This is a genomic window from Bradyrhizobium amphicarpaeae, assembly GCF_002266435.3.
GTDB classification, from domain to species: domain Bacteria; phylum Pseudomonadota; class Alphaproteobacteria; order Rhizobiales; family Xanthobacteraceae; genus Bradyrhizobium; species Bradyrhizobium amphicarpaeae.
This window is the reverse complement of the sequence record NZ_CP029426.2, coordinates 1830353-1852222: the sequence shown is the minus strand read 5'-3', so window position 1 is coordinate 1852222 and position 21870 is coordinate 1830353. Positions and strand designations below refer to the sequence as shown.

The 21870-nt window shown below is 65.3% G+C and carries 19 protein-coding genes; 13 read left to right on the top strand and 6 right to left on the bottom strand.

What is annotated here, in order from left to right; all coding sequences use genetic code 11:
• Positions 1-67: 67 nt before the first annotated feature.
• The gene (locus CIT40_RS08790; RefSeq protein ID WP_162307413.1) at positions 68-511 is read right to left on the bottom strand and encodes a nuclear transport factor 2 family protein; all 444 of its coding nucleotides are present in this window, start codon (positions 509-511) and stop codon (positions 68-70) included.
• A 91-nt stretch (positions 512-602) separates the two neighbouring features.
• Between CIT40_RS08790 and CIT40_RS08785 the strand changes: the two genes are divergently transcribed.
• Complete coding sequence (locus CIT40_RS08785) at positions 603-1517, top strand: LysR family transcriptional regulator (RefSeq protein ID WP_094892073.1); 915 nt, start codon at positions 603-605, stop codon at positions 1515-1517.
• A gap of 95 nt (positions 1518-1612) precedes the next feature.
• Positions 1613-2896: an IS701 family transposase gene (locus CIT40_RS08780; protein ID WP_094890650.1), complete on the top strand. Its 1284-nt coding sequence runs from the start codon at positions 1613-1615 to the stop codon at positions 2894-2896.
• Positions 2897-3145: 249 nt separating this feature from the next.
• Here CIT40_RS08780 and CIT40_RS08775 read toward each other — a convergent pair whose 3' ends face one another.
• The gene (locus tag CIT40_RS08775) at positions 3146-3766 is read right to left on the bottom strand and encodes a glutathione S-transferase family protein (protein WP_094892799.1); all 621 of its coding nucleotides are present in this window, start codon (positions 3764-3766) and stop codon (positions 3146-3148) included.
• Between the two features lie 127 nt (positions 3767-3893).
• Here CIT40_RS08775 and CIT40_RS08770 point away from each other — a divergent pair, with 127 nt between their 5' ends.
• Positions 3894-5174, top strand: coding sequence for a flavin-dependent oxidoreductase (locus CIT40_RS08770; protein WP_094892663.1), 1281 nt, complete (start codon positions 3894-3896; stop codon positions 5172-5174).
• Positions 5175-5258: 84 nt separating this feature from the next.
• Here the strand turns inward: CIT40_RS08770 and CIT40_RS08765 are convergent, their stop codons facing one another.
• Positions 5259-5678: a PaaI family thioesterase gene (locus CIT40_RS08765; RefSeq protein ID WP_094892664.1), complete on the bottom strand. Its 420-nt coding sequence runs from the start codon at positions 5676-5678 to the stop codon at positions 5259-5261.
• A gap of 233 nt (positions 5679-5911) precedes the next feature.
• On the opposite strand from CIT40_RS08765, the gene CIT40_RS08760 reads away from it, so the two are divergent.
• Positions 5912-7660 (top strand): sensor domain-containing diguanylate cyclase, encoded by a 1749-nt coding sequence (locus CIT40_RS08760; RefSeq protein ID WP_094892665.1) that lies wholly within the window; start codon positions 5912-5914, stop codon positions 7658-7660.
• A 6-nt stretch (positions 7661-7666) separates the two neighbouring features.
• On the opposite strand, the gene mutY is transcribed toward CIT40_RS08760, so the two are convergent.
• The gene (gene mutY / locus CIT40_RS08755) at positions 7667-8764 is read right to left on the bottom strand and encodes an A/G-specific adenine glycosylase (RefSeq protein WP_162307412.1); all 1098 of its coding nucleotides are present in this window, start codon (positions 8762-8764) and stop codon (positions 7667-7669) included.
• Between the two features lie 161 nt (positions 8765-8925).
• Between mutY and CIT40_RS08750 the strand changes: the two genes are divergently transcribed.
• The 9 genes from CIT40_RS08750 (at position 8926) to CIT40_RS08710 (ending at position 19047) form a co-directional block, all read left to right on the top strand.
• The gene (locus CIT40_RS08750; protein ID WP_094892667.1) at positions 8926-9423 is read left to right on the top strand and encodes a DUF721 domain-containing protein; all 498 of its coding nucleotides are present in this window, start codon (positions 8926-8928) and stop codon (positions 9421-9423) included.
• Between the two features lie 137 nt (positions 9424-9560).
• Positions 9561-10217 (top strand): DsbA family protein, encoded by a 657-nt coding sequence (locus CIT40_RS08745; protein WP_094892668.1) that lies wholly within the window; start codon positions 9561-9563, stop codon positions 10215-10217.
• Positions 10218-10434: 217 nt separating this feature from the next.
• A complete protein-coding gene (gene smc, locus CIT40_RS08740) occupies positions 10435-13899 on the top strand; it encodes a chromosome segregation protein SMC (protein WP_094892669.1) in 3465 nt (1154 codons plus the stop codon).
• 127 nt (positions 13900-14026) lie between these two features.
• Positions 14027-15007, top strand: coding sequence for a small ribosomal subunit Rsm22 family protein (locus CIT40_RS08735; protein ID WP_162307836.1), 981 nt, complete (start codon positions 14027-14029; stop codon positions 15005-15007).
• 138 nt (positions 15008-15145) lie between these two features.
• Positions 15146-15706: a LemA family protein gene (locus tag CIT40_RS08730; protein WP_094892671.1), complete on the top strand. Its 561-nt coding sequence runs from the start codon at positions 15146-15148 to the stop codon at positions 15704-15706.
• 33 nt (positions 15707-15739) lie between these two features.
• Complete coding sequence (locus CIT40_RS08725) at positions 15740-16948, top strand: M48 family metallopeptidase (RefSeq protein WP_094892672.1); 1209 nt, start codon at positions 15740-15742, stop codon at positions 16946-16948.
• A 195-nt stretch (positions 16949-17143) separates the two neighbouring features.
• The gene (locus tag CIT40_RS08720) at positions 17144-17896 is read left to right on the top strand and encodes a P-loop NTPase family protein (protein WP_094892673.1); all 753 of its coding nucleotides are present in this window, start codon (positions 17144-17146) and stop codon (positions 17894-17896) included.
• A gap of 62 nt (positions 17897-17958) precedes the next feature.
• Complete coding sequence (locus CIT40_RS08715; RefSeq protein WP_094892674.1) at positions 17959-18627, top strand: P-loop NTPase family protein; 669 nt, start codon at positions 17959-17961, stop codon at positions 18625-18627.
• An 87-nt stretch (positions 18628-18714) separates the two neighbouring features.
• Entirely contained in the window at positions 18715-19047 is a 333-nt protein-coding gene (locus CIT40_RS08710; protein ID WP_094892675.1) for a GIY-YIG nuclease family protein, read from the top strand.
• A 16-nt stretch (positions 19048-19063) separates the two neighbouring features.
• On the opposite strand, the gene CIT40_RS08705 is transcribed toward CIT40_RS08710, so the two are convergent.
• The gene (locus CIT40_RS08705; RefSeq protein WP_094892676.1) at positions 19064-19597 is read right to left on the bottom strand and encodes an adenine phosphoribosyltransferase; all 534 of its coding nucleotides are present in this window, start codon (positions 19595-19597) and stop codon (positions 19064-19066) included.
• A gap of 9 nt (positions 19598-19606) precedes the next feature.
• Complete coding sequence (locus CIT40_RS08700) at positions 19607-21772, bottom strand: anthranilate synthase component I (protein ID WP_094892677.1); 2166 nt, start codon at positions 21770-21772, stop codon at positions 19607-19609.
• Between the last annotated feature and the right edge of the window lie 98 nt (positions 21773-21870).

Below are 21870 nucleotides of genomic sequence, written 5' to 3'. Positions count from 1 at the left end.
ACCCGTCCGACAAAGATCGGCCGCAACCGACCGCGTCGGCCCGCGTACCCGTGGCGGCTCACCTCGCTCAGCTCGCAGTCCTCACGGCGGCTTGCGGAAAGGGACCGAGCGCCTTCTCAGTCAGGATCGAGTCGCAATATTCCCGGATCTCCTTGATCTTGCCGTCCTCGAACTGGAACACGAGACAGTAGTCGTTGTCGTAGCGCACGCCTTCCGGGGTGACGTTGTCGCCCTTGGCCTCCACGACCACCACGTCGCCGTCGGCAATGAAGCGGTGCGCGACCGTGCGCGTGCGGTCGCGCAGGCGCGTGCGCACATAGCCGTGCAGATCGTTCAGGATCGAATCTTTGCCCGAGAACGTGCGCGACCAGGAATACTGGCCGGTCACGACCCATTTGGCATCCTCGGCCAGGCTTGCGGCAAACAGGGCGCGATCGCGTGCGGCCGGATCGGGATTGGCGGCGGAAGCAAAAATATCCTGCATCAGCTTCTTGTTGGCGGTCGCATTCATGGCGGCATCTCCGTCTGGTGAGAACGTGGAGATCATCGCCGCGGCGCCAACATTCTTCAAATCGATAGAGAATATGATATTTATTCGCCCGATGAATTTGAATTCTCTTGATCTCAACCTGCTGACTGCGCTCGACGCGCTGCTACGTGAGGCCAATGTCAGCCGCGCCGCCATGCGCATCGGCCTGTCGCAGCCGGCCACGAGTCACGCGCTGCAGCGCCTGCGCGACATCTTCGGCGATCCGCTGCTGGTGCGCACCGGCGCGCGGATGGAACTGACGCCGCGGGCGCAGGCCCTGCGCACGCCGCTGGCGCAGGCGCTCGATCAGGTGCGCGGGCTGTTCGTGCCCGAAGAGTTCGACGCCGCGCGCAGCGAGCGGCACTTCCGGCTGATGATGCCGGACCTTGCGGTCGAGCTGCTCATGCCGCCGTTGATGGCGAAGGTGACGCGTGCCGCGCCCAACGTCCGCGTCGACGTCGTTCCGTGGCGGGGACCTGCGATCTTCCACGCCGAATTCGCTCGCACCATCGATCTCGTGATCTCGATCGGCAATGCCTTCAAGGGCTTCCACCGCCAATTGCTCTACACCGACAGCGATGCGCTGGCGGTGCGGCGCGGCCACCCGATGGCTTCGAAACTAAAGCGGCGCGAGACGTTCCTGGCGGCCCGCCATGTCGGCGTGATCATCCGCGGCCAGCCCGAGGATCTGATCGACACCTGGCTGCGCGCCAAAGGCATCGAGCGGCACATCTCGCTGGTGGTTTCAGGCTATCTCGAGGCACTGCACGTCGCCGCGCGCACCGACCTCGTCGCCTTCGTGCCGCGCCGGCTGATCGCGGCGCTGTCGAAGCAGCTCGGCCTCGTCGCGGTGCCGCCGCCGCTCGATCCCGGCATCGACGAGCAGTTCATGTTCCATCCGACGCGCGCGCAGATGGACCCGGGCTCGATCTGGCTCAGGCGGCTGATGCTAGAGACGGGACGGGAGTTAGAGAAGAAGGTTTCGTAGGGTGGATTAGTACTACTGAGTCAGCCTGTCGCGGTCTATTGAGACTGAGAATCAAGTATTTGGGGAGATTCGTTATTTGGCACTTGGAGGGCCAGATGGATCTCGATCAGGGCGGAGATTGCGAAGCGCGGTTTGGGAAGTACGTAGCGGGTCTTGGGAGCGTGATCGGTCACGCGGATCGGACGAGGCAGCTGCGTGACTACTGCACCGGCCTGATACTGCCGGGTGAGCGCAAGAGCGTGGAGCCGATGGCAGCGCGGACGGCACCGGCTCGAGCGTCCGCCCAGCACCAATCTCTGTTGCATTTTGTCGCCGACGCGACCTGGTCGGACGAGGATGTGCTCGCCAAGGTGCGAGAGCTTGTGCTGCCTGCGATCGAGAGGAGCGGACCGATCGAGGCGTGGATCATCGACGACACCTCGTTCCCCAAGCAAGGCAAGCATTCGGTCGGCGTACATCACCAATATTGCGGGCAACTCGGCAAGCAGGCCAATTGCCAGGTGGCAGTGTCGCTGTCGATCGCCAACCGCTCTGCCAGCTTGCCGGTCGCCTATCGGCTCTATCTTTCACAGGAGTGGGCCAAGGACCGTGTCCGACGGAACAAGGCAGGCGTTCCGAAGGAGGTCAAGTTCAAGACAAAGTCGCAAATTGCACTGGAGCAGATCAGATGGGCCTGCAAGGCCGGCCTGCCGCGCGGCGTTGGACTGATGGACGCGGCCTATGGCAGGGACTCGCAACTGCGCGCGGGCATGACGGAGTTGGGGGTGCCTTACGTGGTCAGCATCGTGCCGACCATATTGATGTGGGCCCCAGGCAGCGGCCCACGGCGGATGGACAAGCCGATGAACAACACGGGCCGTCGCGACGAGCCCGATCTGATCTCGGCCAAGAAGGTGGCGCTCGGTTTGCCGAAGCAGGCCTGGCGCACGGTGACGTGGCGCGAAGGCTCGGCTGAGAAGTTGTCCTCGCGCTTCGCGCATGTGCGCGTCCGCGTCGGGTACAACAAGCTGATCCCCGAGACATCATCGCCCGAATGGCTGTTGATCGAATGGCCGGAGGGCGAAGCAGAGCCCACCAGATACTGGCTCTCGACCTTGCCCGAGACTATCGACATCCAGCAGCTCGTCGACATGGCCAAGCTGCGTTGGCGCATCGAGCGCGACTATCAGGAGCTGAAGCAGGAGGTCGGACTCGGTCACTACGAGGGACGCGGCTGGCGCGGCTTCCATCACCACGCGACCCTGTGCATCGCGGCTTATGGGTTCTTGATCGCCGAGCAGGCGATGATTCCCCCCTCAGGACCTCGTTCCGTCACGCCGCTCCAGGTCCCTGCCTTACCCGACGATTATCGACCCAGAGGCTCTGCCCGCGCGGCCTGAACGCCACGTCCCAAACTCGATCGCAACCGTGCGCGTGCGGCTGATTTACGATCTCATCAAAACCTTGTCACGGTGTCCCTGCTGCGGAGCCATCGCCCCACCTAGAACCCGACGAACGACCGTGACGCAGTAAGATTAGCCGAAGGCGTAATCCACCAACTTCGTCTTGCGATCGCGGAAGCATGGTGGGTTACGCCAAGCGGTCTGCGCTTCGCGCAGTCCGCAAGGCTAACCCACCCTGCAACAGCCTCACGCCTTCTGCGCGGCCATCACTTTCGCCACCGCGGGCCGGTCCGACATGCGCTTGAAATGCTCGGCAATCTTCGGCGTGGCGTTGATGTCGACGCTGTCACCTTCGAGCCAGGTGGAGAGCGTGTAGAGATAGGGATCGCAGATCGTGTACTGCTCGCCCATCGCCCAGGGTCCCCTGAACATCTTCTGCTCCATCAGGGCAAAGCAGGCCGCCATGGTCTTCGGCACCATCGCCTTCATGTCCGCGAACGAGCTCTCCTGCGCCGCCCAGCGCGCACCGCGCATCTTGTGGGCATGGTTGATGTGCACGGTCGAGCACAGATACGAGTTGAGGGACTGCACCTGAGCGAAGTCGAAGGGATCGTCGAGCGGCGCGAGCTTCGCCTTCGGGAAGGTCTGGGCGACGTAAGCCAGCATCGCCGGCGTCTCGGTGAGGACGCCCCGATCGGTTACCAGCGCCGGCACGCGGCCCTTCGGGTTGATCTTGAGATAATCCGGGCTGTTCTGCTGGTTGTCCTTGAAGCTCAGCCGTTCGGCCGTGTAGTCAGCGCCGGCCTCCTCCAGGGCGATGTAGGTGGCGAGCGCGCAGGTGCCGGTGGCGTAGTAGAGCTTGAGCATGTCGGACCTCATGGGGAAAATCCGAGGTTAACGGCCCTCCGCCGCGCCGTCCATAGGGCACCTCTTCGCAGTTGCCCACCGCCGCCCGGCTGTGCGAAGACGCCTTCAATCGAGGGGGGATTATGTCATGACGGTACTCATCGCCGGTGGCGGCATCGGCGGCTTGACGCTTGCGCTCAGCCTGCACGGAATCGGCGTTCCCGTGAAAGTGTTCGAGAGCGTCGCCGAACTGAAGCCGCTCGGCGTCGGCATCAACGTGCTGCCGCATGCGGTGCGAGAGCTGATCGAGCTCGGGCTGCTGGACAAGCTCGATGCCAGCGGGGTGCGGACGCACGAGCTCGCCTATTTCTCCAAGCACGGCAAGCCGATCTGGAGCGAGCCGCGCGGACTGGAGGCCGGCTACAAATGGCCGCAATTCTCGATCCATCGCGGCACGCTGCAGCAGATCCTGCTGGACACCGCGGTCGAGCGGCTCGGGCGAGGCAACATCCTGACCAGCCATCATCTGACAGGTTGGACCGAAACCGCGGACGGCGTGCGCGCCGATTTCATCGACAAGGCGACGGGCAACGCCGCCGGGACCTACGACGGCGCGATCCTGATCGCCGCTGACGGCATCCATTCCGCCGTGCGCGAAAAGCTCTATCCGGGCGAAGGTCCGCCGATCTGGAACGGCCGCATCCTCTGGCGCGGCGTCACGCCTTCCAAGGCCTTCCTGACCGGCCGCACCATGATCATGGCCGGCCATGAGATCCTGAAATTCGTCTGCTATCCGATCAGCAAGGCGCCGGACGCGGCGGGCAACCATCTGATCAACTGGGTTGCCGAACGGCATATGCCGCCGACCTATCAGTGGCGGCGCGAGGACTATAACCGCACCGCACGGCTGGAAGAGTTCCTGCCTTGGTTCGAGAACTGGCAATTCGACTGGCTCGACGTGCCCAGCCTGATCAGGAACTGCCCGCACGCCTATGAATATCCGCTGGTCGACCGCGATCCGATTTCACGATGGACTTTCGGCAAGGTCACGCTGATGGGCGATGCCGCTCATCCGATGTACCCGATCGGCTCGAACGGCGCCTCGCAGGCCATCCTAGATGCCCGCACCATCACCCGCGAGATTCTCGCGCATGGACCGACGACCGCGGCGCTGCTCGCCTATGAGGCCGAGCGCCGGCCTGCGACCACCGACCTCGTGCTGCTCAACCGCAAGAACGGCCCCGAGCAGGTGATGCAGCTGGTCGAAGAGCGCGCGCCCGACGGCTACAAGATCGTCACCGATGTGCTGTCGCAAAAGGAGCTGGAAGACATCGCAGCGAACTACAAGCGCGTCGCGGGATTTCAGGTCGAAGCGCTGAACGCCAAACCGCCGATCGTGAGCAAGGATGCGAGGCGGGCGGCCGGTTAAGCTCTGGCGCCTCAGCAGGCCGCACGGTCTTTTCTCCTCTCCCCCGTATGAACGGGGCGAGGGAGCGAGAGACTGGTGCCCGCCTCAGCGCACCACCCTCGCCGCCTCCAGCAGCCGCTCGCTGGCACTCGCCGTCGCCAGCACGGTGCCGTCTTCGGTCATCAGCCTGGCTTCGACGAAGGCAATGGTCTTGCCCAGCTGCGTCACTCTGGCTTCACCAATGATCGGCCCAGGCTTCGCGGGGCTGAGGAAATTCACGGTCATGCTGATCGTCGTGGTGAAGAGCCGGCCCTCGCTCATCACCAGCACCGCCGGGCCCATGGTGTCGTCGAGCATGGCCGAGAGCATGCCGCCCTGGATGAAGCCGGCCGGATTGCAGAACTCCGGCTTGCCCTCGAAGCCGAGCTTGATCCAGCCCTCCTCGGGGCGGGCATCGAGCAGGCGCCATCCCAGCAATTCGGCACAGGGGGGCCTTGGAAAATTGTCGAGCGCGGTTTTGACCATGCGCCACCTCCACTGCCGTCAAGAATAGCGCAGGCTGCTGACAACCCTCTGTCAGCAGCGGAAGGCCACATCAAGCGGGTCCCGGAGGGATGGAACTCATGGAACCCGGAAATTCAATTCGCTTCAACCAAACCGATTCACGACCGATTCAACACGATCCAATTGGGAAATCCGCCGGTAAGCGGTTGGCAGGTACCACATGGCATACGCGACGGGGAAACCGGAGCCTATCCATGCGAGCCCTCTTGCAGCAGGTTCGAGACCGCCTGCACGTGATTGAAGACCACTTAACCGTAAGGACCCAGATAGCCGCGGCCGTGGCTGTCATGTCCGTCGTGCTCGTAGGCACGCTCGCAGCCGGCGCCGCACTCATCAGCTACAGAAACACAGCCGCTCTCATCGAGAGCAGCCTGACAGCGACTGCTTCCACGGCTTCTGGCCGGCTCGATCGGTTTATGGCGACGCGCCAGCAGGAGATGAAGCTGTTCGCCGAGATGCAACCGATGCAAACGCAGTGGCAGGGGGATCCGGTCGCTTTGCGCAGTTCGCTGGAGAACCTCCAGCGCTCGTTCTCTGAATTCGCCTGGATTGGCTATGCCGACGTAAATGGCGACGTCGTCGCCGCCACCGGCGGCCTCCTCCAGGGCAAATCCGTGGCCGAGCGCCCCTGGTTCAAGCAGGGGCTCGAAAGGGTAGCTGTCGGCGATGTGCATGAGGCCATCCTGCTGGCCTCGCTGCTGACGCAGCGCGCCAATAACGAGCCCTACCGCTTTGTCGACATCGCCGTCCCCGTACGTGACACCAATGGCGATCTGCTCGGCGTCCTCGGCGGTCACCTGAATTGGGACTGGGCGAGCAACTTGATCAAAGACGTCGAAGCCAATGATGGCAACGCCGACGCGACCCTGTCGATCCTCAGCAAGGGCGGCATGGTCTTGCTGGGGCCGCAGAAAGAGACGATCCGCTACGGCGGCGACGAGCTCGCGCGCATCGTGAAGACCGGCGCCGGCACATTCAGGGAAACCGACAACGGCGAGCAAATGCTGACGGCCTTCCACGTCGGCAAGGGACATCGCGACTATCAGGGCCTGAACTGGATCGTCACCGCGACTCAGCCGGCGAGCGTGGCGCTCAAGGCCGCGATCTGGTCGGCGCAGATGATTTTGGCGATCGGCGCAGCGACAGCGCTGATCGCGCTTTCGCTGGCCGTTGTGGTCTCGCGAAGGATCGCAGCCCCGATCGTCGCCCTGACGCGGGAGGCCGACCGCATCGGACGCGCCCATGGGCCGACCATGCTGGCGCGGCAGAGCGGCTCCGCCGAGGTCGTCCAGCTCTCTCGCGCACTGCGCTCGCTGCTCCGCCGCATCGGCATCGCCGAGGAGCGCACCAAGGAGGCCGAGCTGCGCGCGACCGAAAACGCGATGCAGCTTCAGGAGGACATGCTGAAGTTGCGCCAGCTCGCCGACACCGATTTCATGACCGGCCTGATGAACCGCCGCTCCTTCCTCGCCGTCGCCGACGATGCGATGGCGTTCTGCCGCCGCTACAAGCGCAACATGGCGACGCTGATGATCGACATAGACCATTTCAAGAAGATCAACGACACCCATGGCCACGCCGCCGGCGACGACGCCATCAAGCGCGTCGCCGAGGTCGTCAACCAGTCGATCCGGACCACCGACAAGGCCGCCCGCTTCGGCGGTGAGGAGTTCGTGGTGCTCTTGCGAGAGATCGATCAGGAGACGGCGGTGCTGCTCGCCGATCGCATCCGGACATCGATCGAGAGCGCAAGGGTCAGCCACGACAACGTCGTCATCACGCTCACCGTCTCGGTCGGGCTCGCACTGTTCGACGAGAGCGACCGCGACGTGCAGGACGTGATCGAGCGCGCTGACCAGGGCCTCTATGTCGCCAAGAAGACCGGCCGCAACCGCACCTTCCTGATGCCCGCGGAGGACCAGCGGGCCGCACGCGCGGCCTGACGATGATCAGCCCAGCGCGTGCGCAATCACCTTGCGCATGACATTGGGCAGCGCCTCGTCCGCAAGCGTGGCGACCGGCACCCAGCGCATGCCGGCAGGCGCGCGCGTGCGGATTTCGGCCTTGGCGGTGTAGACCACAAGCTCAAGTGGAAAATGCGTGAAGACGTGGGTGACGACGCCCACTTTGCGCTGCCAGCGCGACAATCCCTTCAGCTCCGGCGCCTGCTTTTTGGCGGCGGCATCCTCTTGTCCGGCGAGCCAGTCCGAGCCCGGCACTTCCGTCATGCCGCCGAGCAGGCCCTTTTCCGGCCGCGAGCGGACAAGCAACTCGTCGCCGCGCGTGACCACGAAGGCGGCGCCACGCCGCAAGGTCCCACTTTTCTTGGGCGCCTTGCGTGGAAAGGTCTCCTGCGTGCCCTGCAGGCGCGCCGTGCAATCCTCGTTCAGCGGACACAACGAGCAAGCCGGCTTTTTCGGCGTGCAGATCGAGGCGCCCAGATCCATCAGCGCCTGCGCGCTGTCGCCGGCGCGGGAGTTGGCAAGCAGCGTCGATGCAAGTTGCTGGATCAGCGGTTTGGCTTGCGGCAGTTCCTGCTCGACCGCAAACAGGCGCGACACCACGCGCTCGATATTGCCGTCGACCGGCATGGTGTGACGATCGAACGCGATCGCCGCGATCGCCGCCGCGGTGTACGGGCCGATCCCCGGCAATGCGCGAAGCCCCTCCTCCGTATCCGGAAAGCTGCCGCCATGCTCGCGCGTCACCGCGACCGCGCAGGCGTAGAGATTGCGCGCACGCGAATAGTAGCCGAGCCCGGCCCACATTCGCAGCACGTCGTCCTGCGAGGCGTTGCCGAGTGCCGCGACATCAGGCCAGCGCGCGACGAATTTTTCGAAATAGGGGCCGACCGCCTTCACCGTTGTCTGCTGGAGCATGATCTCCGACAGCCAGACGCGGTACGGGTCCGACGCCTCGCCGGGCGCGGCGCGCCAGGGCAGACGGCGGCGGTGGCGGTCGTACCAGGCAAGCAGCAAGGTGGGACGAGCCGATGACGTGGACACGGAAGGTTCCGGCCTCGGCTTGCGGGCGGTTGTCGAGCTCATCCCAACACTGTAACGGCAATACGCCGGCCTCTCCACGTCATGCCCGCGCTCGTCGCGGACATCCACGTCTTTCTTCGCAGGGAGAACATGGATGGCCGGGACAGGCCCGGCCATGACGGCGAAGCACATGTGGCCCGCGCGCCGAAATGCTATAAGGCCCCATGTCCAAATCCGGTCCCATCTACAAACCCGGCCCCATCAGCGCCAAGCCGCTCGGGATCCTGCTCAACGACGTCTTTGCCGAGGCCTATGCCAAGCAGGGCTTCGCGGCGCGCGAGTTGGTGACGCGGTGGGCGCAGATTGCAGGTCCGGAGATCGCGGCCCATGCCGAGCCGCTGAAGATGCAATGGCCGCGCCCGGTGGAGGGCCAGCCGCAGGAGCCGGCGACCCTGGTGCTGCGGGTCGAGGGGCCGATGGCGCTGGAAATCCAGCATTCCGCCGATATCATCCTGGAGCGCGTCAACCGCTTCTTCGGCTGGAGCGCGGTCGGCAAGCTCGCCTTCCGCCAGGCTCCGCTGTCGCGGCCCCAGGCCCGGAAGCGGCCTGCCCCGCCCGACGCCAAAGCGGTGGCCAAGGTGGCGGAGAGCCTGGGCGACATCGAAGATGAACAACTGAAGACGGCGCTGGCGAAGCTCGGGGCCGCCATCAAGCGAAATTGAGCCTTATTTCGCGGCCAATTTGGACCCGTCCCTGCCGCTCGCCATTGCCTCAAACCACGTTTCAAGCTAGCGACAGGCCGCCCGGGCGGACCTTGATAGACCCCTGGGGCGCCATTTTGCCAATTCGGGAGTCGACCGTGATCATCACCCGCCGCGCCTTCAATACGATGCTGTCGCTGACCGGGCTTGCCGCGGTCGCCGGGCTCTCGCCGCTCCGGTTCATCTCCGAGGCATTCGCTCAATCGGCCGCCGACGTCGCCAAGCCGGTGTCGCTGCCCGACATGGCGCTCGGCCCCAACGACGCCGCCGTCACCATCACCGAATACGCCTCGATGACCTGCCCGCACTGCGCCGCCTTCAACGAGCAGGTGTTCCCGAAGATCAAGAAGGAATACATCGACACCGGCAAGGTGCGTTACATCTTCCGCGAGTTCCCGCTCGACATCAAAGCCGCCGCCGGCTCGATGCTGTCGCGCTGCATCGCCAAGGACGACGCGCCGAAATATTTCGCGGTCACCGACATGCTGTTCCGCCAGCAGAACGACTGGGTGGTGAAGAACACCACCGAGACCCTGACGCGGATCGGCAAGCAGGCCGGCCTCACCCAGCAGCAGGTCGAGGCCTGCCTGAAGGACCAGGCGTTGCTCGACAAGATCGCCGCCGACCAGAAATATGCCAGCGACGTTCTGAAGGTGGATTCGACGCCGACCTTCTTCATCAACGGCGAGAAGATCAAGGGCGAGGCCTCGTTCGAGGAGTTCGCCAAGAAGATCAATCCGCTGCTGAAGAGCTGATTCGCTCGTCAAGACCCTGATTCGCATCTCGAAAGCCGTATCTTTCCCGGCATAAATCCCTTGGGAAAAGCGGCTTTGGCCGGTTGCCCTCGCGGCGCACCGCGGCCATTGTCCAGCCGCATGAGGCGCCTCGCGCGACTCGCCCGGATAGCGACATTGCCTTCCATGGTAGTGTCCCGGCAGGGGGATTCGCGCCTGCCAACAGAGATGCGTGCTTATGAAAATCACCCGCCTGCGCCTTCACGGTTTCAAGTCCTTCGTCGAGCCCACGGACTTCGTCATCGAGCCCGGCCTGACCGGCGTGGTCGGTCCCAACGGCTGCGGCAAGTCGAATCTCGTCGAAGCGCTGCGCTGGGCGATGGGTGAAACCTCCTACAAGTCGCTGCGCGCCGCCGACATGGATGCGGTGATCTTCGCGGGCTCCGGGAACCGTCCCGCACGCAACCACGCCGAAGTGACGATGACGATCGACAATGCCGATCGCACCGCGCCGGCGGCGATGAACGACAGCCAGTTGCTCGAAATCTCCCGCCGCATCGAGCGCGAAGCCGGCTCGGTCTATCGTATTAACGGCCGCGACGTGCGCGCGCGCGACGTGCAGATCCTGTTCGCTGACGCCGCTACCGGCGCACGCTCGCCCGCCCTCGTCCACCAGGGCAAGATCGGCGAGATCATCCAGGCCAAGCCCGAGCAGCGCCGCCGCGTGCTGGAAGACGCCGCAGGCGTCGCCGGTCTGCACGCCCGCCGCCACGAGGCCGAGCTGCGGCTGAAGGCGGCAGAAACCAACCTCACCCGTGTCGAAGACGTGATCGGCCAGCTCGCAGGGCAAATGGAAGGCCTGAAGAAGCAGGCCCGCCAGGCCGTGCGCTATCGCGAGGTCGCGGCCAAGGTCCGCAAGGCGGAAGCCACCCTGTTTCATCTGCGCTGGATCGGCGCCCACGCCGACGTCAACGAATCCGGCCAGACCCATGATCTCGCGGTGCGCGAGATGGCCGAGCGCACCCAGCACCAGGCCGAGGCCGCCCGCATCCAGGCGATCCGCGCCGCGGAGATGCCGGCGCTGCGCGATGCCGAAGCGCGCGCCGCTGCTGGCTTGCAGCGTCTCACCAATGCCCGGGAGTTGCTCGACCGCGAGGAGGAGCGCGCCAAAGAGCGCGTCGCCGAGCTCGAGCGCCGCCTCGCCCAGTTCGAAGGCGACATCTCCCGCGCCCAGCAGCAGACCATGGACGCCGACGTCGCGCTGCAGCGGCTCGACACCGAAGATTCCGAGCTGAAGGAAGAGATCAAGTCGCGCGTCGAGAAGCGCTCCGGCGTCGACGAGCGCGTCGGCGAAGCCGAGGCGGTGCTGACCGAAACCGAGCAGCAATTCGCCGAGCTCACCACCGCGCTCGCCGACCTCACCGCCAAGCGCAACCAGCTCGAAGCCAACGTCCGCACCCATCGCGACAAGCTGGCCCGGCTCGACCAGGAGATCGCGAACGTCGCGGCCGAAGAGCAGAAGCTTGCCGCCGAGACCGGCGGCTTCGGCGATCTCGACGAGCTGACCGCTCTGGTCGAAACCGCGGAAGAGACGCTCGCGGCTTCCGAAGCCGCAGCGCAGGCCAGCGAAGCCGCGCACGTCGCGGCGCGCCAGACGCTGGAATCGTCGCGCTCGCCGCTGGTCGAGGCCGACAAGCGCGCGCAGCGGCTCGAAACCGAGGCGCGCACGATCTCCAAGATCCTCAACGGCGAGACCAAGAATCTGTGGCCGCCGATCATCGACGGCATCACCGTCGACAAGGGTTTTGAGAAGGCGATCGGCGCCGCGCTCGGCGACGATCTCGATGCGCCGATCGACCCGTCGGCGCCGATGCGCTGGACCAATGTCGGCCACACCGACGGCGATCCGGAGCTGCCCGCGGGCGCCGTGCCGCTCGCCAATCATGTGCAGGCGCCGGCCGAGCTGACGCGCCGTCTGGCCCAGATCGGCGTGGTGCCACGCGAGCGCGGCGCCGAGCTGGTGTCGCAACTCAAGACCGGCCAGCGGCTGGTCTCGCCCGAAGGCGACGTCTGGCGCTGGGACGGCTTTGTCGCCGCAGCCCATGCCCCGACCGGTGCCGCGCGGCGCCTGGCCGAGCGCGCCCGCCTCGTCGACATCGAGAACGAGCTGGAGCAGGCCCGCATCGACGCACAGATCAAGCGTCAGGCGCTGGAGAACGCCGAGTCCGAATTGCAGATGGCGGCCAGCACCGAAGGTGCCAGCCGCGAAGCCTGGCGCGCCGCGCAGCGCGAGCTCAATGTCGCGCGCGAGCGTCACGCCACCGCCGAGCGCGAGATCAGCCGCCACGCAGCGCGCAAGGCAACGCTGTCGGAAGCGCACAGCCGTCTCGCCGCCGACCGCGCCGAGGCCGAGGCCGCCTACGAATATGCCGAAGCCGGCATCTCCGAGCTGCCGTCGAGCGAGGACACCGAGACCCGCCTCGCGGCGGTCCGCAGCGACATCGAAGGCCATCGCCGCATGGCGGCTCAGGTCCGCGCCGAGGCGCAGGCGCTGGCGCGCGAAGCCGAGCTCGCCGACCGCCGCGTCCAGGCGATCCTGGCCGAACGCACCGAGTGGCAGAACCGCAAGGAGAGCGCGGCCTCCCACATCGACACCATCCAGGCCCGCATCGCCGAGCTCACGATCGAGCGCAGCGATCTCGAAAACGCGCCGCAAGTGTTCGCCGAGAAGCGCAGCGCACTGATCACCGAGATCGAATACGCCGAGAACGACCGCCGCATGGCCGCCGACGCGCTTGCCACCGCGGAAACGCTGATGGCTGAAACGGACCGTGCCGCGAAGCTGACGCTCGAGGCGCTCTCCAGTTCCCGCGAGGCGACAGCCCGCGCGGAGGAGCGCATGGAAGGCGCGCGGCGCCGGCTCGAGGACATCGAGCGCGAGATCCGCGACATGCTGGAAGTCGAGCCGCAGGCCGTTGCAGGTCTGGCCGAGATCGAGCCCGGCGCGGAGCTGCCGCCGCTGCACGATATCGAGGAAGACCTCGAAAAGATGCGCCGCGACCGCGAGCGCCTCGGCGCAGTCAATCTGCGCGCCGAGGAAGAGCTGCGCGAGGTCGAGACCCAGCACAACAGTCTGGTCACCGAGCGCGACGATCTGGTCGAAGCCATCAAGCGTCTGCGCCAGGGCATCCAGAGCCTCAACAAGGAGGCGCGCGAGCGGCTCCTGACCTCGTTCGAGGTCGTCAACAACCACTTCAAGCGCCTGTTCGTCGAGCTGTTCGGCGGCGGCGAGGCCGCGCTGCACCTGATCGAGAGCGACGACCCGCTGGAAGCCGGCCTTGAGATCATCGCAAAGCCACCGGGCAAGAAGCCGCAGACGCTGTCGCTGCTTTCGGGTGGCGAGCAGGCGCTGACCGCGATGGCGCTGATCTTCGCGGTATTCCTCACCAACCCCTCGCCGATCTGTGTGCTGGACGAAGTCGACGCGCCGCTCGACGACCACAACGTCGAACGGTACTGCAACCTGCTGCACGAGATGACCGGCTCGACCGACACCCGCTTCATCATCATCACGCACAACCCGATCACCATGGCGCGGATGAACCGGCTGTTCGGCGTCACCATGGCCGAGCGCGGCGTCTCGCAGCTGGTGTCGGTGAGCCTGTCCGAGGCGGTGGACATTCTCGACCAGAACGTGGCGTGAGGCCACGCTCGCGCCACACCCACCGACGTCATCATCCGCGAAGGCGGATGATCCAGTACGCCGCGGCCTCTCGGTTTGACGGTACCGTCTCGGAATACTGGATGCCCCGCCTGCGCGGGGCATGACGATGACGATATCGCCCACTCTCCCCGCCGAACTAAAAGCCGCCCTCGACGGCAAGCTCCAGGGCTTTTCGCGCACCGACGCCGCGCAGCGCTCGCAAAAGATCTCGACGACATATCGCGCCGGCGGCGGCTCCGGCACGATCAAGTCGGACGCCGATGCGCTCGCCTACGCGCTCGCGCGCATGCCGGCCACCTACGCGGCGGTGGCCGCGAGCCTGAATGCACTCACCGGGATCGCACCTGACTTCACTCCGGAAACGCTGCTCGACGTCGGCGCAGGCCCGGGCACCGCGAGCTGGGCCGCCGCGGAGGCCTTCCCCTCGCTGCAGGATTTCACCCTGCTCGATGCCAACGCCACACTGAGCCGGCTCGCGCTCGAACTGGCGCGCGACAGCACACGTCTCGCGGAATGCCGCTATCTGCCTGGCGATGCCGGTGCGAACCTCGCGGAAGTGTCGCAAGCCGATCTCGTCGTCGCCAGCTACGTCATCGGCGAGCTCACCGAAGGAGATCAGCGCAAGCTAGCAGAAGCGATGTGGACGAAAGCGCGTCACGCGCTGGTCGTGATCGAGCCCGGCACGCCCGCGGGCTACGCGCGCATCCTCGCGCTGCGCCAGCAACTGATTGCGCTGGGTGCCTTCGTCGCCGCCCCATGCCCATACGAAAAGCCTTGCCCCCTCACCGCACCCGACTGGTGCCACTTCTCCCAGCGCCTGCCGCGCTTGCAGGCCCATCGCCAGATCAAGGGCGCCGACGTGCCATTCGAGGACGAACGCTTCATCTACGTCGCCCTGACCCGCACGCCGCCCGCGAGCCGGGCCGGCCGCGTGCTGGCGCCGCCGGATGTCGGCAAGGCCGAGATCGCGGCGAAGCTCTGTACCGAGGGCGGCGTCGCCATCACGAGGGTGCCTCGCCGTGACAAGGCTGCCTATGCTGGGGCGCGCCGCTGGCGCTGGGGTGACGCTGTTCTGTCCGAAAGTTAACCTCGCCCGCTGCGTTCGTCTTGAACTCGGATGGTTCCTCATTCGACCAAGTCTTACCTCCCCTCTGCGCCGGGCTCTCGCTTCGCGCCAATTTGGTCTAGGCTAGCACCCGTCTTCTTCCCCCTTCAGGAGTTCTCCATGTCGACCGGCTGGATCGTTCTCGGCGTCATCGTCGTTCTCGTGTTCCTGGCGTTCACCGCCTACAACCGCCTGGTGGCGCTGAGCCAGCGCGTCAGCCAGGCCTTTGCCGATATCGACGTACAGCTCAAGCAGCGCCACGATCTGATCCCGAACCTCGTCGAGACGGTGAAGGGCTATGCCTCGCATGAGCGCGGCACGCTCGACGACGTCATCAAGGCGCGCAATTCGGCGATGTCGGCGCAGGGTCCGGCGCAGGTGTCCGCGGCCGAGAACCAGCTCTCCGGCGCGCTCGGCCGGCTGATCGCGCTGTCGGAGGCCTATCCGGACCTCAAGGCCAACGCCAACTTCCAGCAGCTCGCATCCGAGCTGTCCGACCTCGAGAACAAGATCGCGGCGAGCCGCCGCTTCTTCAACAACGCGGTCCAGGAATACAACACCGGCATCCAACAGATGCCGGCCGCCTTGTTCGCCGGCATGTTCGGCTTCACCAAAAAGGACTTCTTCGATCTCGGGGCGAGCCGCACCGAGGTCGAGGCGGCGCCGCAGGTAAAGTTCTGATCTCAAGCCGCTAGGCCGCAGGGCAACCGCGTCATGGCCGCGTATGGTCTCTACACGCACATCGCCTCGAACAAGTTTCGTTCGATGCTGCTGCTCGCCGGCCTGTTCGCGCTGGTCTATGTACTGGTCTATGCCGGCGCGCTGGTCGCCGAAGTCGTCATCAACGGCAATGAGACCGTCGTCTATTATCTGAGGCGCGCCCTCCACGATCTGATCGTGGCCGCGCCGGTTGCGACGATCGTGGCGGCGGCATGGGTCGTGATCGCCTATTTCTTCCACCAGTCGATGATCGACGCGGTGACCGGCGGCCACGACGTCACGAGGCAGGAGGAGCCGCGGCTCTACAATCTGCTGGAAAACCTCTGCATCTCGCGCGGCATCACCATGCCGAAGCTGAAGATCATGGAGAGCCCGGCGCTGAACGCGTTCGCGACCGGTCTCAATCCCAGGCAATATTCCATCACGGTTACCACGGGTCTCCTCAGCGCGCTTGATGACAAGGAGATCGAAGCGGTGCTTGGCCACGAGCTGACCCACATCAAGAACGGCGACGTGCAGCTGATGGTGGTCGCCGTCATCATCGCCGGCGTGGTCGGCTTCTTCGGCGAGTTGTTCTTCCGCCTGTTCACCAATTTCAGCTGGAGCGGCGGATCGTGGTCCTCTGGCTCCTCATCGTCGCGGTCGTCCTCGTCGTCGAGTGACAACAAGAACTCCGGCGGCGGCGCGGTGATCGTGATCATCATCGCGATCGTGCTGATCGTGGTGGCCTGGCTGCTGTCCCAGGTGGTCAAGCTCGCGCTGTCGCGGTCGCGCGAATATCTCGCCGACGCCGGCTCCGTCGAGCTGACCAAAGATCCCGATGCCATGATCTCAGCGCTGCGCAAGATCGAGAACCGCGGCGAACTGCCGGGCGCGACCTCGGCCGTGATGGAGCTCTGCGTCGACAATCCTCGCGAGGGCTTTGCCGACCTGTTCGCGACCCACCCGTCCGTGCAGTCCCGGGTCGACGCGCTGGTCAAGTTTGCCGGCGGCCACGATCCGGGCCCGCTGCCGCCGCCCAAGGACGAGACTGACGAGCCGGAGGCGCAAACCGACCAGCCCGACGCGCCGCCGCCGATGTCGAAGGGACCGTGGGACGACGCTGGTAGCTCGGCCGGTCCGCCACCCGTGCCCGCACCCGGCCCCGCCGGAACCGCAGTGGCAAGCCCAATCAATCCGAAGGGTCCCTGGGGCCGCCATTGAGTGCGTGATTTACCTCCGCACGCGCCGGGTTTTGCGAGGGCTGGGAAAAATTTCGGGAATTGCCTTATCGGCATGCCGAGGAATTGAATTCTCCCTTGTTTCTGCCATGTTCGCGCCCAACAGCAGACTCGGGACATCGATTTGGGGCCCGGCCGATTGCGACCTCGCGATCGGAGGGCGCGTTAGGGGACAGCAATGGCAAAGCCGGCAGTGGTTGTGGTGGGCGCGGACAAGGGCGGGGTCGGCAAGACCACGGTTTCGCGCACCCTGCTCGATTATTTTTCCGCCAACAACGTGCCGACGCGCGCGTTCGACACCGAGTCGCCACGCGGAACGCTGAAGCGCTTCCACCCCGATATCACCGAGATCGTCGACATGACGACGACGGCCGACCAGATGAAGATCTTCGACACGCTCAACGCGACAAGCCCGTCGGTCACCGTGATCGACGTCCGCGCCGGCCTGCTCTCGCCGGCGCTGGCCTCGCTCCGCGACATCGGCTTCCTGGACGCCGCCAAGGCCGGCCAGATCACCTTCGCGGTGTTCCACATCCTCGGCCCCTCGATCGCCTCGCTGGACGAGATCGCCGAGACTGCGGGCTTCATGGGCGGCGCGAAATATTTCCTGGTGAAGAACTTCATCAACGACACCCAGTTCTTCCAATGGGACCAGGCGACTTACCAATCGTATTTCAACCGCATCAAGGACGCGACCGAGCTGACCATCCCAAAGCTCAATGAAATGGCGTATGAACAGGTCGAAGTCTCCTCCGTCCCGTTCCTGAAGTTCGTTGCCAACAAGGGCATCAACGACGAGGCCGCGAATTATTCGTTCGTGCTGCGCGGCTATGTCCGGCACTGGCTGGCGAACGTCTGGAGCGAGTTCGACCGGATCCGCCTGACCGATATCGTCGGCTCGAAGCCCGCTACCCGCAACAGCGAAAAATAGTTGCGCGGTCCGGGCTGATACGGCTGGATTGGGGCGGTGAGTTCGCTCAAATAATAGCTGCAATGCCCGCAACGCCCGTCTACATCATCTGCTCGCCCCGCCCGCAGGTCGGCAAGACCCTGCTGGCGCGGTTGCTCGCCGAATTTCTGCTGCTCAAGAACGGCAATGTCGCGGCCTTCGACGTCAATCTGAAGGAGCCGTCGCTGCTCGACTACCTGCCGAAGGTCACGGAAACTGCGGACGTGATCGACACCTACGGCAAGATGCAGCTGATGGACCGCGTCATCGTCGATGACGGCGTCGCCAAGGTCATCGATCTCGGCTATCACGCATTCGACGAGTTCTTCAAGATGGCCGACGAGATCGGCCTCTTGAAGGAGGCCGCCCGCCGCCATGTCGCACCACAGATCCTGTTTGTCGCCGACACCGACCGCGCCTCGGCCCGCGCTCACGAGATGCTGCGCGAGCGGATCCCGCGGATGAACCTGATCACGGTGGACAACGAATACGTCATTCGGGGCGAGCTGCCGGCAGCGATGGCCGGCGGCCGCCTGTTCCGTCTGCCCGCGTTGCCCGGCTTCCTCAAGACCTATGTCGACCGGCTGAACTTCTCCTTCACCGGCTATCTGCGCCAGGAGAAGGACGCCTCGACCGAGCTGCACCAATGGATCCGGCGGAATTACTTTGCCTTCCGCGAGCTCGAGCTCAGCCTGATCCTGCAGCGATCCTAGATAATTTTACCCGGATAATATTGACTGCGGGTTGGAGCGGGCTTATTGAGGCGGGCATCGATATCCCCCGCAACAAGGACCGTCACCGTGAGCATCGACCGGAAAGCAGCGATCGCCGCCTACAAGGAGCGGAAGACCATCGCGGGCATCTACGTGGTCCGCTGCGCGGCCTCAGGCGAGGCCTGGGTCGGACAGGCCCCGAACCTGGAGACGATCCAGAACCGCATCTGGTTCGCGCTGCGCCAGGTCAGCCACAGCTGCCGCAGCCTCCAGGCCGCCTGGAATGCGCATGGCGAGGCCGGCCTGAGCTTTGGCAAATGCGAGCGTCTGGAGGACGAGGAAACCGCCTATGTCAGGAACGCGCTGCTGAAGGAGCGCCTGTTGCATTGGCGGGACAAGCTGAAGGCCGAAGCCATCTGAGGATCGCGGCGGCCTATCAGTGCCCGTCGAACGTCATCAGCGTGCGCACCGGCACGTCCATGGCGCGCAGCTTGGCGGCGCCACCAAGATCGGGCAGGTCGATGATGAAGCAGGCGGCAACGACGTTGGCGCCGATCTGGCGCAGCAGCTTGACCGCGCCTTCCGCGGTGCCGCCGGTGGCGATGAGGTCGTCGACCAGGATGACGCGCTCGCCGGGCGAGATGGCGTCGACATGCATCTCCATCTCGTCGATGCCGTATTCGAGCGAATAGGCGATCCGCACGGTGGTGTGCGGCAGCTTGCCTTTCTTGCGGATCGGCACGAAACCGGCCGAGAGCTGGTGCGCCACCGCGCCGCCGATGATGAAGCCCCTAGCCTCCATGCCGGCGACCTTGTCGATCTTGTTGCCGGCCCAGGGATTGACGAGCTCGTCGACCGCGCGGCGGAAGGCGCGCGCGTCCGCAAGCAGGGTCGTGATGTCGCGGAACATGATCCCCGGCTTGGGGTAGTCGGCGATGGTGCGGACGCTCGCCTTCAGATCAAAGGTCATTCGTGCCTCTCAATTGACCGGCGCATCAAGCCGGAACGCATTCTCGACAATACGTAGCCCCACCTCGTTGCTGAGCGACATCAGCGATTCCGGGTGGAATTGCACGCCGGCGACCGGCAGCGTCTTGTGCTCCAGCGCCATGGCGACGCCGTCCTCGGTGCTGGCGGTGACGGACAGAACCTCCGGCATGCTGTCGCGCTCGACGAACAGCGAGTGATAGCGGCCGATGACGATCTCGTTCGGCAGATTGTGCATCAGCCGCCCGCCGCGCACCTGCACCCGCGAGGGCCGGCCATGGGCCGGATGGGTGAGCTGGCCGAGCTCGCCGCCGAAATATTCGCCGATCGCCTGTACGCCGAGGCAGACGCCGAACACCGGCAGCTTCTTCTCCAGCGCCGCATCGATGGTCTTCTTGATCCCGAAATCCTCAGGCCTGCCGGGTCCGGGCGACAGCACCAGCAAGTCCCAGCTCTTCTGCTTGAGCATGTCGAGCGCGTGGACATGGCGGACCACGGTGACGTCGGCGCCGACCTGACGGAAATAATCGGCGAGCATGTGCACGAAGCTGTCGTCGTGGTCGATCAGCAGCACCCGCTTGCCCGAGCCGGTCGCATCGGGCGCAAAGGTCGACAGCGGCTTCGGCGGATCGCCGCGCAGGGCCTGGAACAACGCGGCGGCCTTGACCTGGCACTCGCGGTCTTCGGCGGCCGGATCTGAATCGAACAGGCAGGTGGCACCGACGCGAACCTCGGCCAGACCATCCTTCATGCGGATGGTACGGATGGTCAGGCCGGTGTTGATGCTGCCGTCGAAGTTCACCGCGCCGATCGCGCCGGCATACCAGCGTCGCGGCGAGCGTTCGTGATCCTCGACGAACTGCATCGCCCACAGCTTCGGCGCGCCTGTCACGGTGACGGCCCAGGCATGGGTGAGGAAGGCATCGAGCGCGTCGAAGCCGGGGCGCAGCATGCCCTCGACATGATCGACGGTGTGGAACAGCTTCGAGTAGGTCTCGATCTGCCGGCGCGCCAGCACCTTGATCGTGCCGGGGACGCAGACGCGCGCCTTGTCGTTGCGGTCGACGTCGGTGCACATGTTGAGCTCGAACTCGTCCTTCTCCGAGTTCAGGAGCTGGCGGATCTGCTCGGCATCGCCGATCGCATCGCTGCCGCGCGCGATGGTGCCCGAGATCGGGCAGGTCTCGACACGGCGTCCGTCAGAGCGCACGAACATTTCCGGCGAGGCGGAGACGAGAAACTCGCCCTCACCGAGATTCATCAGCGCGCCGTAGGGCGACGGGTTGATGACGCAGAGGCGCTGGAAGACTTCGGCCGGCGAGCGGTCGCAGGGCTCGGCAAACAGCTGTCCTGGTACCGCCTCGAACAAATCGCCGCGGGCGAAGGCCGCGCGCGCGGTCTCGACCGTGGCCTGATATTCGCCGGGCGCATGATCGGCAAAACCCTGCCGCGGCGTCTTCATATACGGACTCTCGGCGGTCTCCCGCGGCAGGCCGTCGGTGGATTTGCCCTTCCACGCAAAGTCGTACGAGAGCACCACGCCGCGGCCGGTGGCGCGGTCATAGGCCAGCAGGCGGTCGGGCACATAGAGCACGATGTCGCGCTGGTCGCTCTCTCGTGCGCGCTTTTGCACGAGGTCCTCGATCTGGAACACGAGGTCGTAGGCGAAGGCGCCGAACAGGCCGAGCAGCCCGTCGTCATTGGCGGAGAAGGCTGCGATGATGTCGCGCACCAGCGACATCACGCTGGCACGCCGCGTGCGCTGGTCTTCCTCGACCGGCGCATCGCCGCGGATGATATGGCCGGCAAGGCGCGTCGCGGTCTTCTCGGAGATGACGACGCAGGGCTCGCGCAGCACGTCTGCCAGGAAAGCGATCAGCACCTCGCCGCGCGCGTTCAGCGCTTCCAGCTTGAAATCGACGCCCGTGGTCTCGAGCTTGAGCGGCGGATCGGAGAAGCCGAGGTCAAAGCTCTCGTAGCGCCCGGGCACGGTCGTGCCCGACGACAGCACCACGCCACGGCGGCGGTCGAGCAGGCTGACGAGATCGTCGAGCCGCGAGGCCCCACCGGTAAACTGCTCCGCGACGCGCGTGACCGCGAGCCCTGCGCGGGTCACATAGTCGCTACTGGCCGGGAGGGCAAAGACTGTCCTGTTCATGTGGTCCTCTTACGAAACTTGAGGAGGGAACGCCACAGGACAAACGAAAAGGCCGCCGCGCTGTGGGGCGACCTCGGACGATTGGGATGGGAAAAATC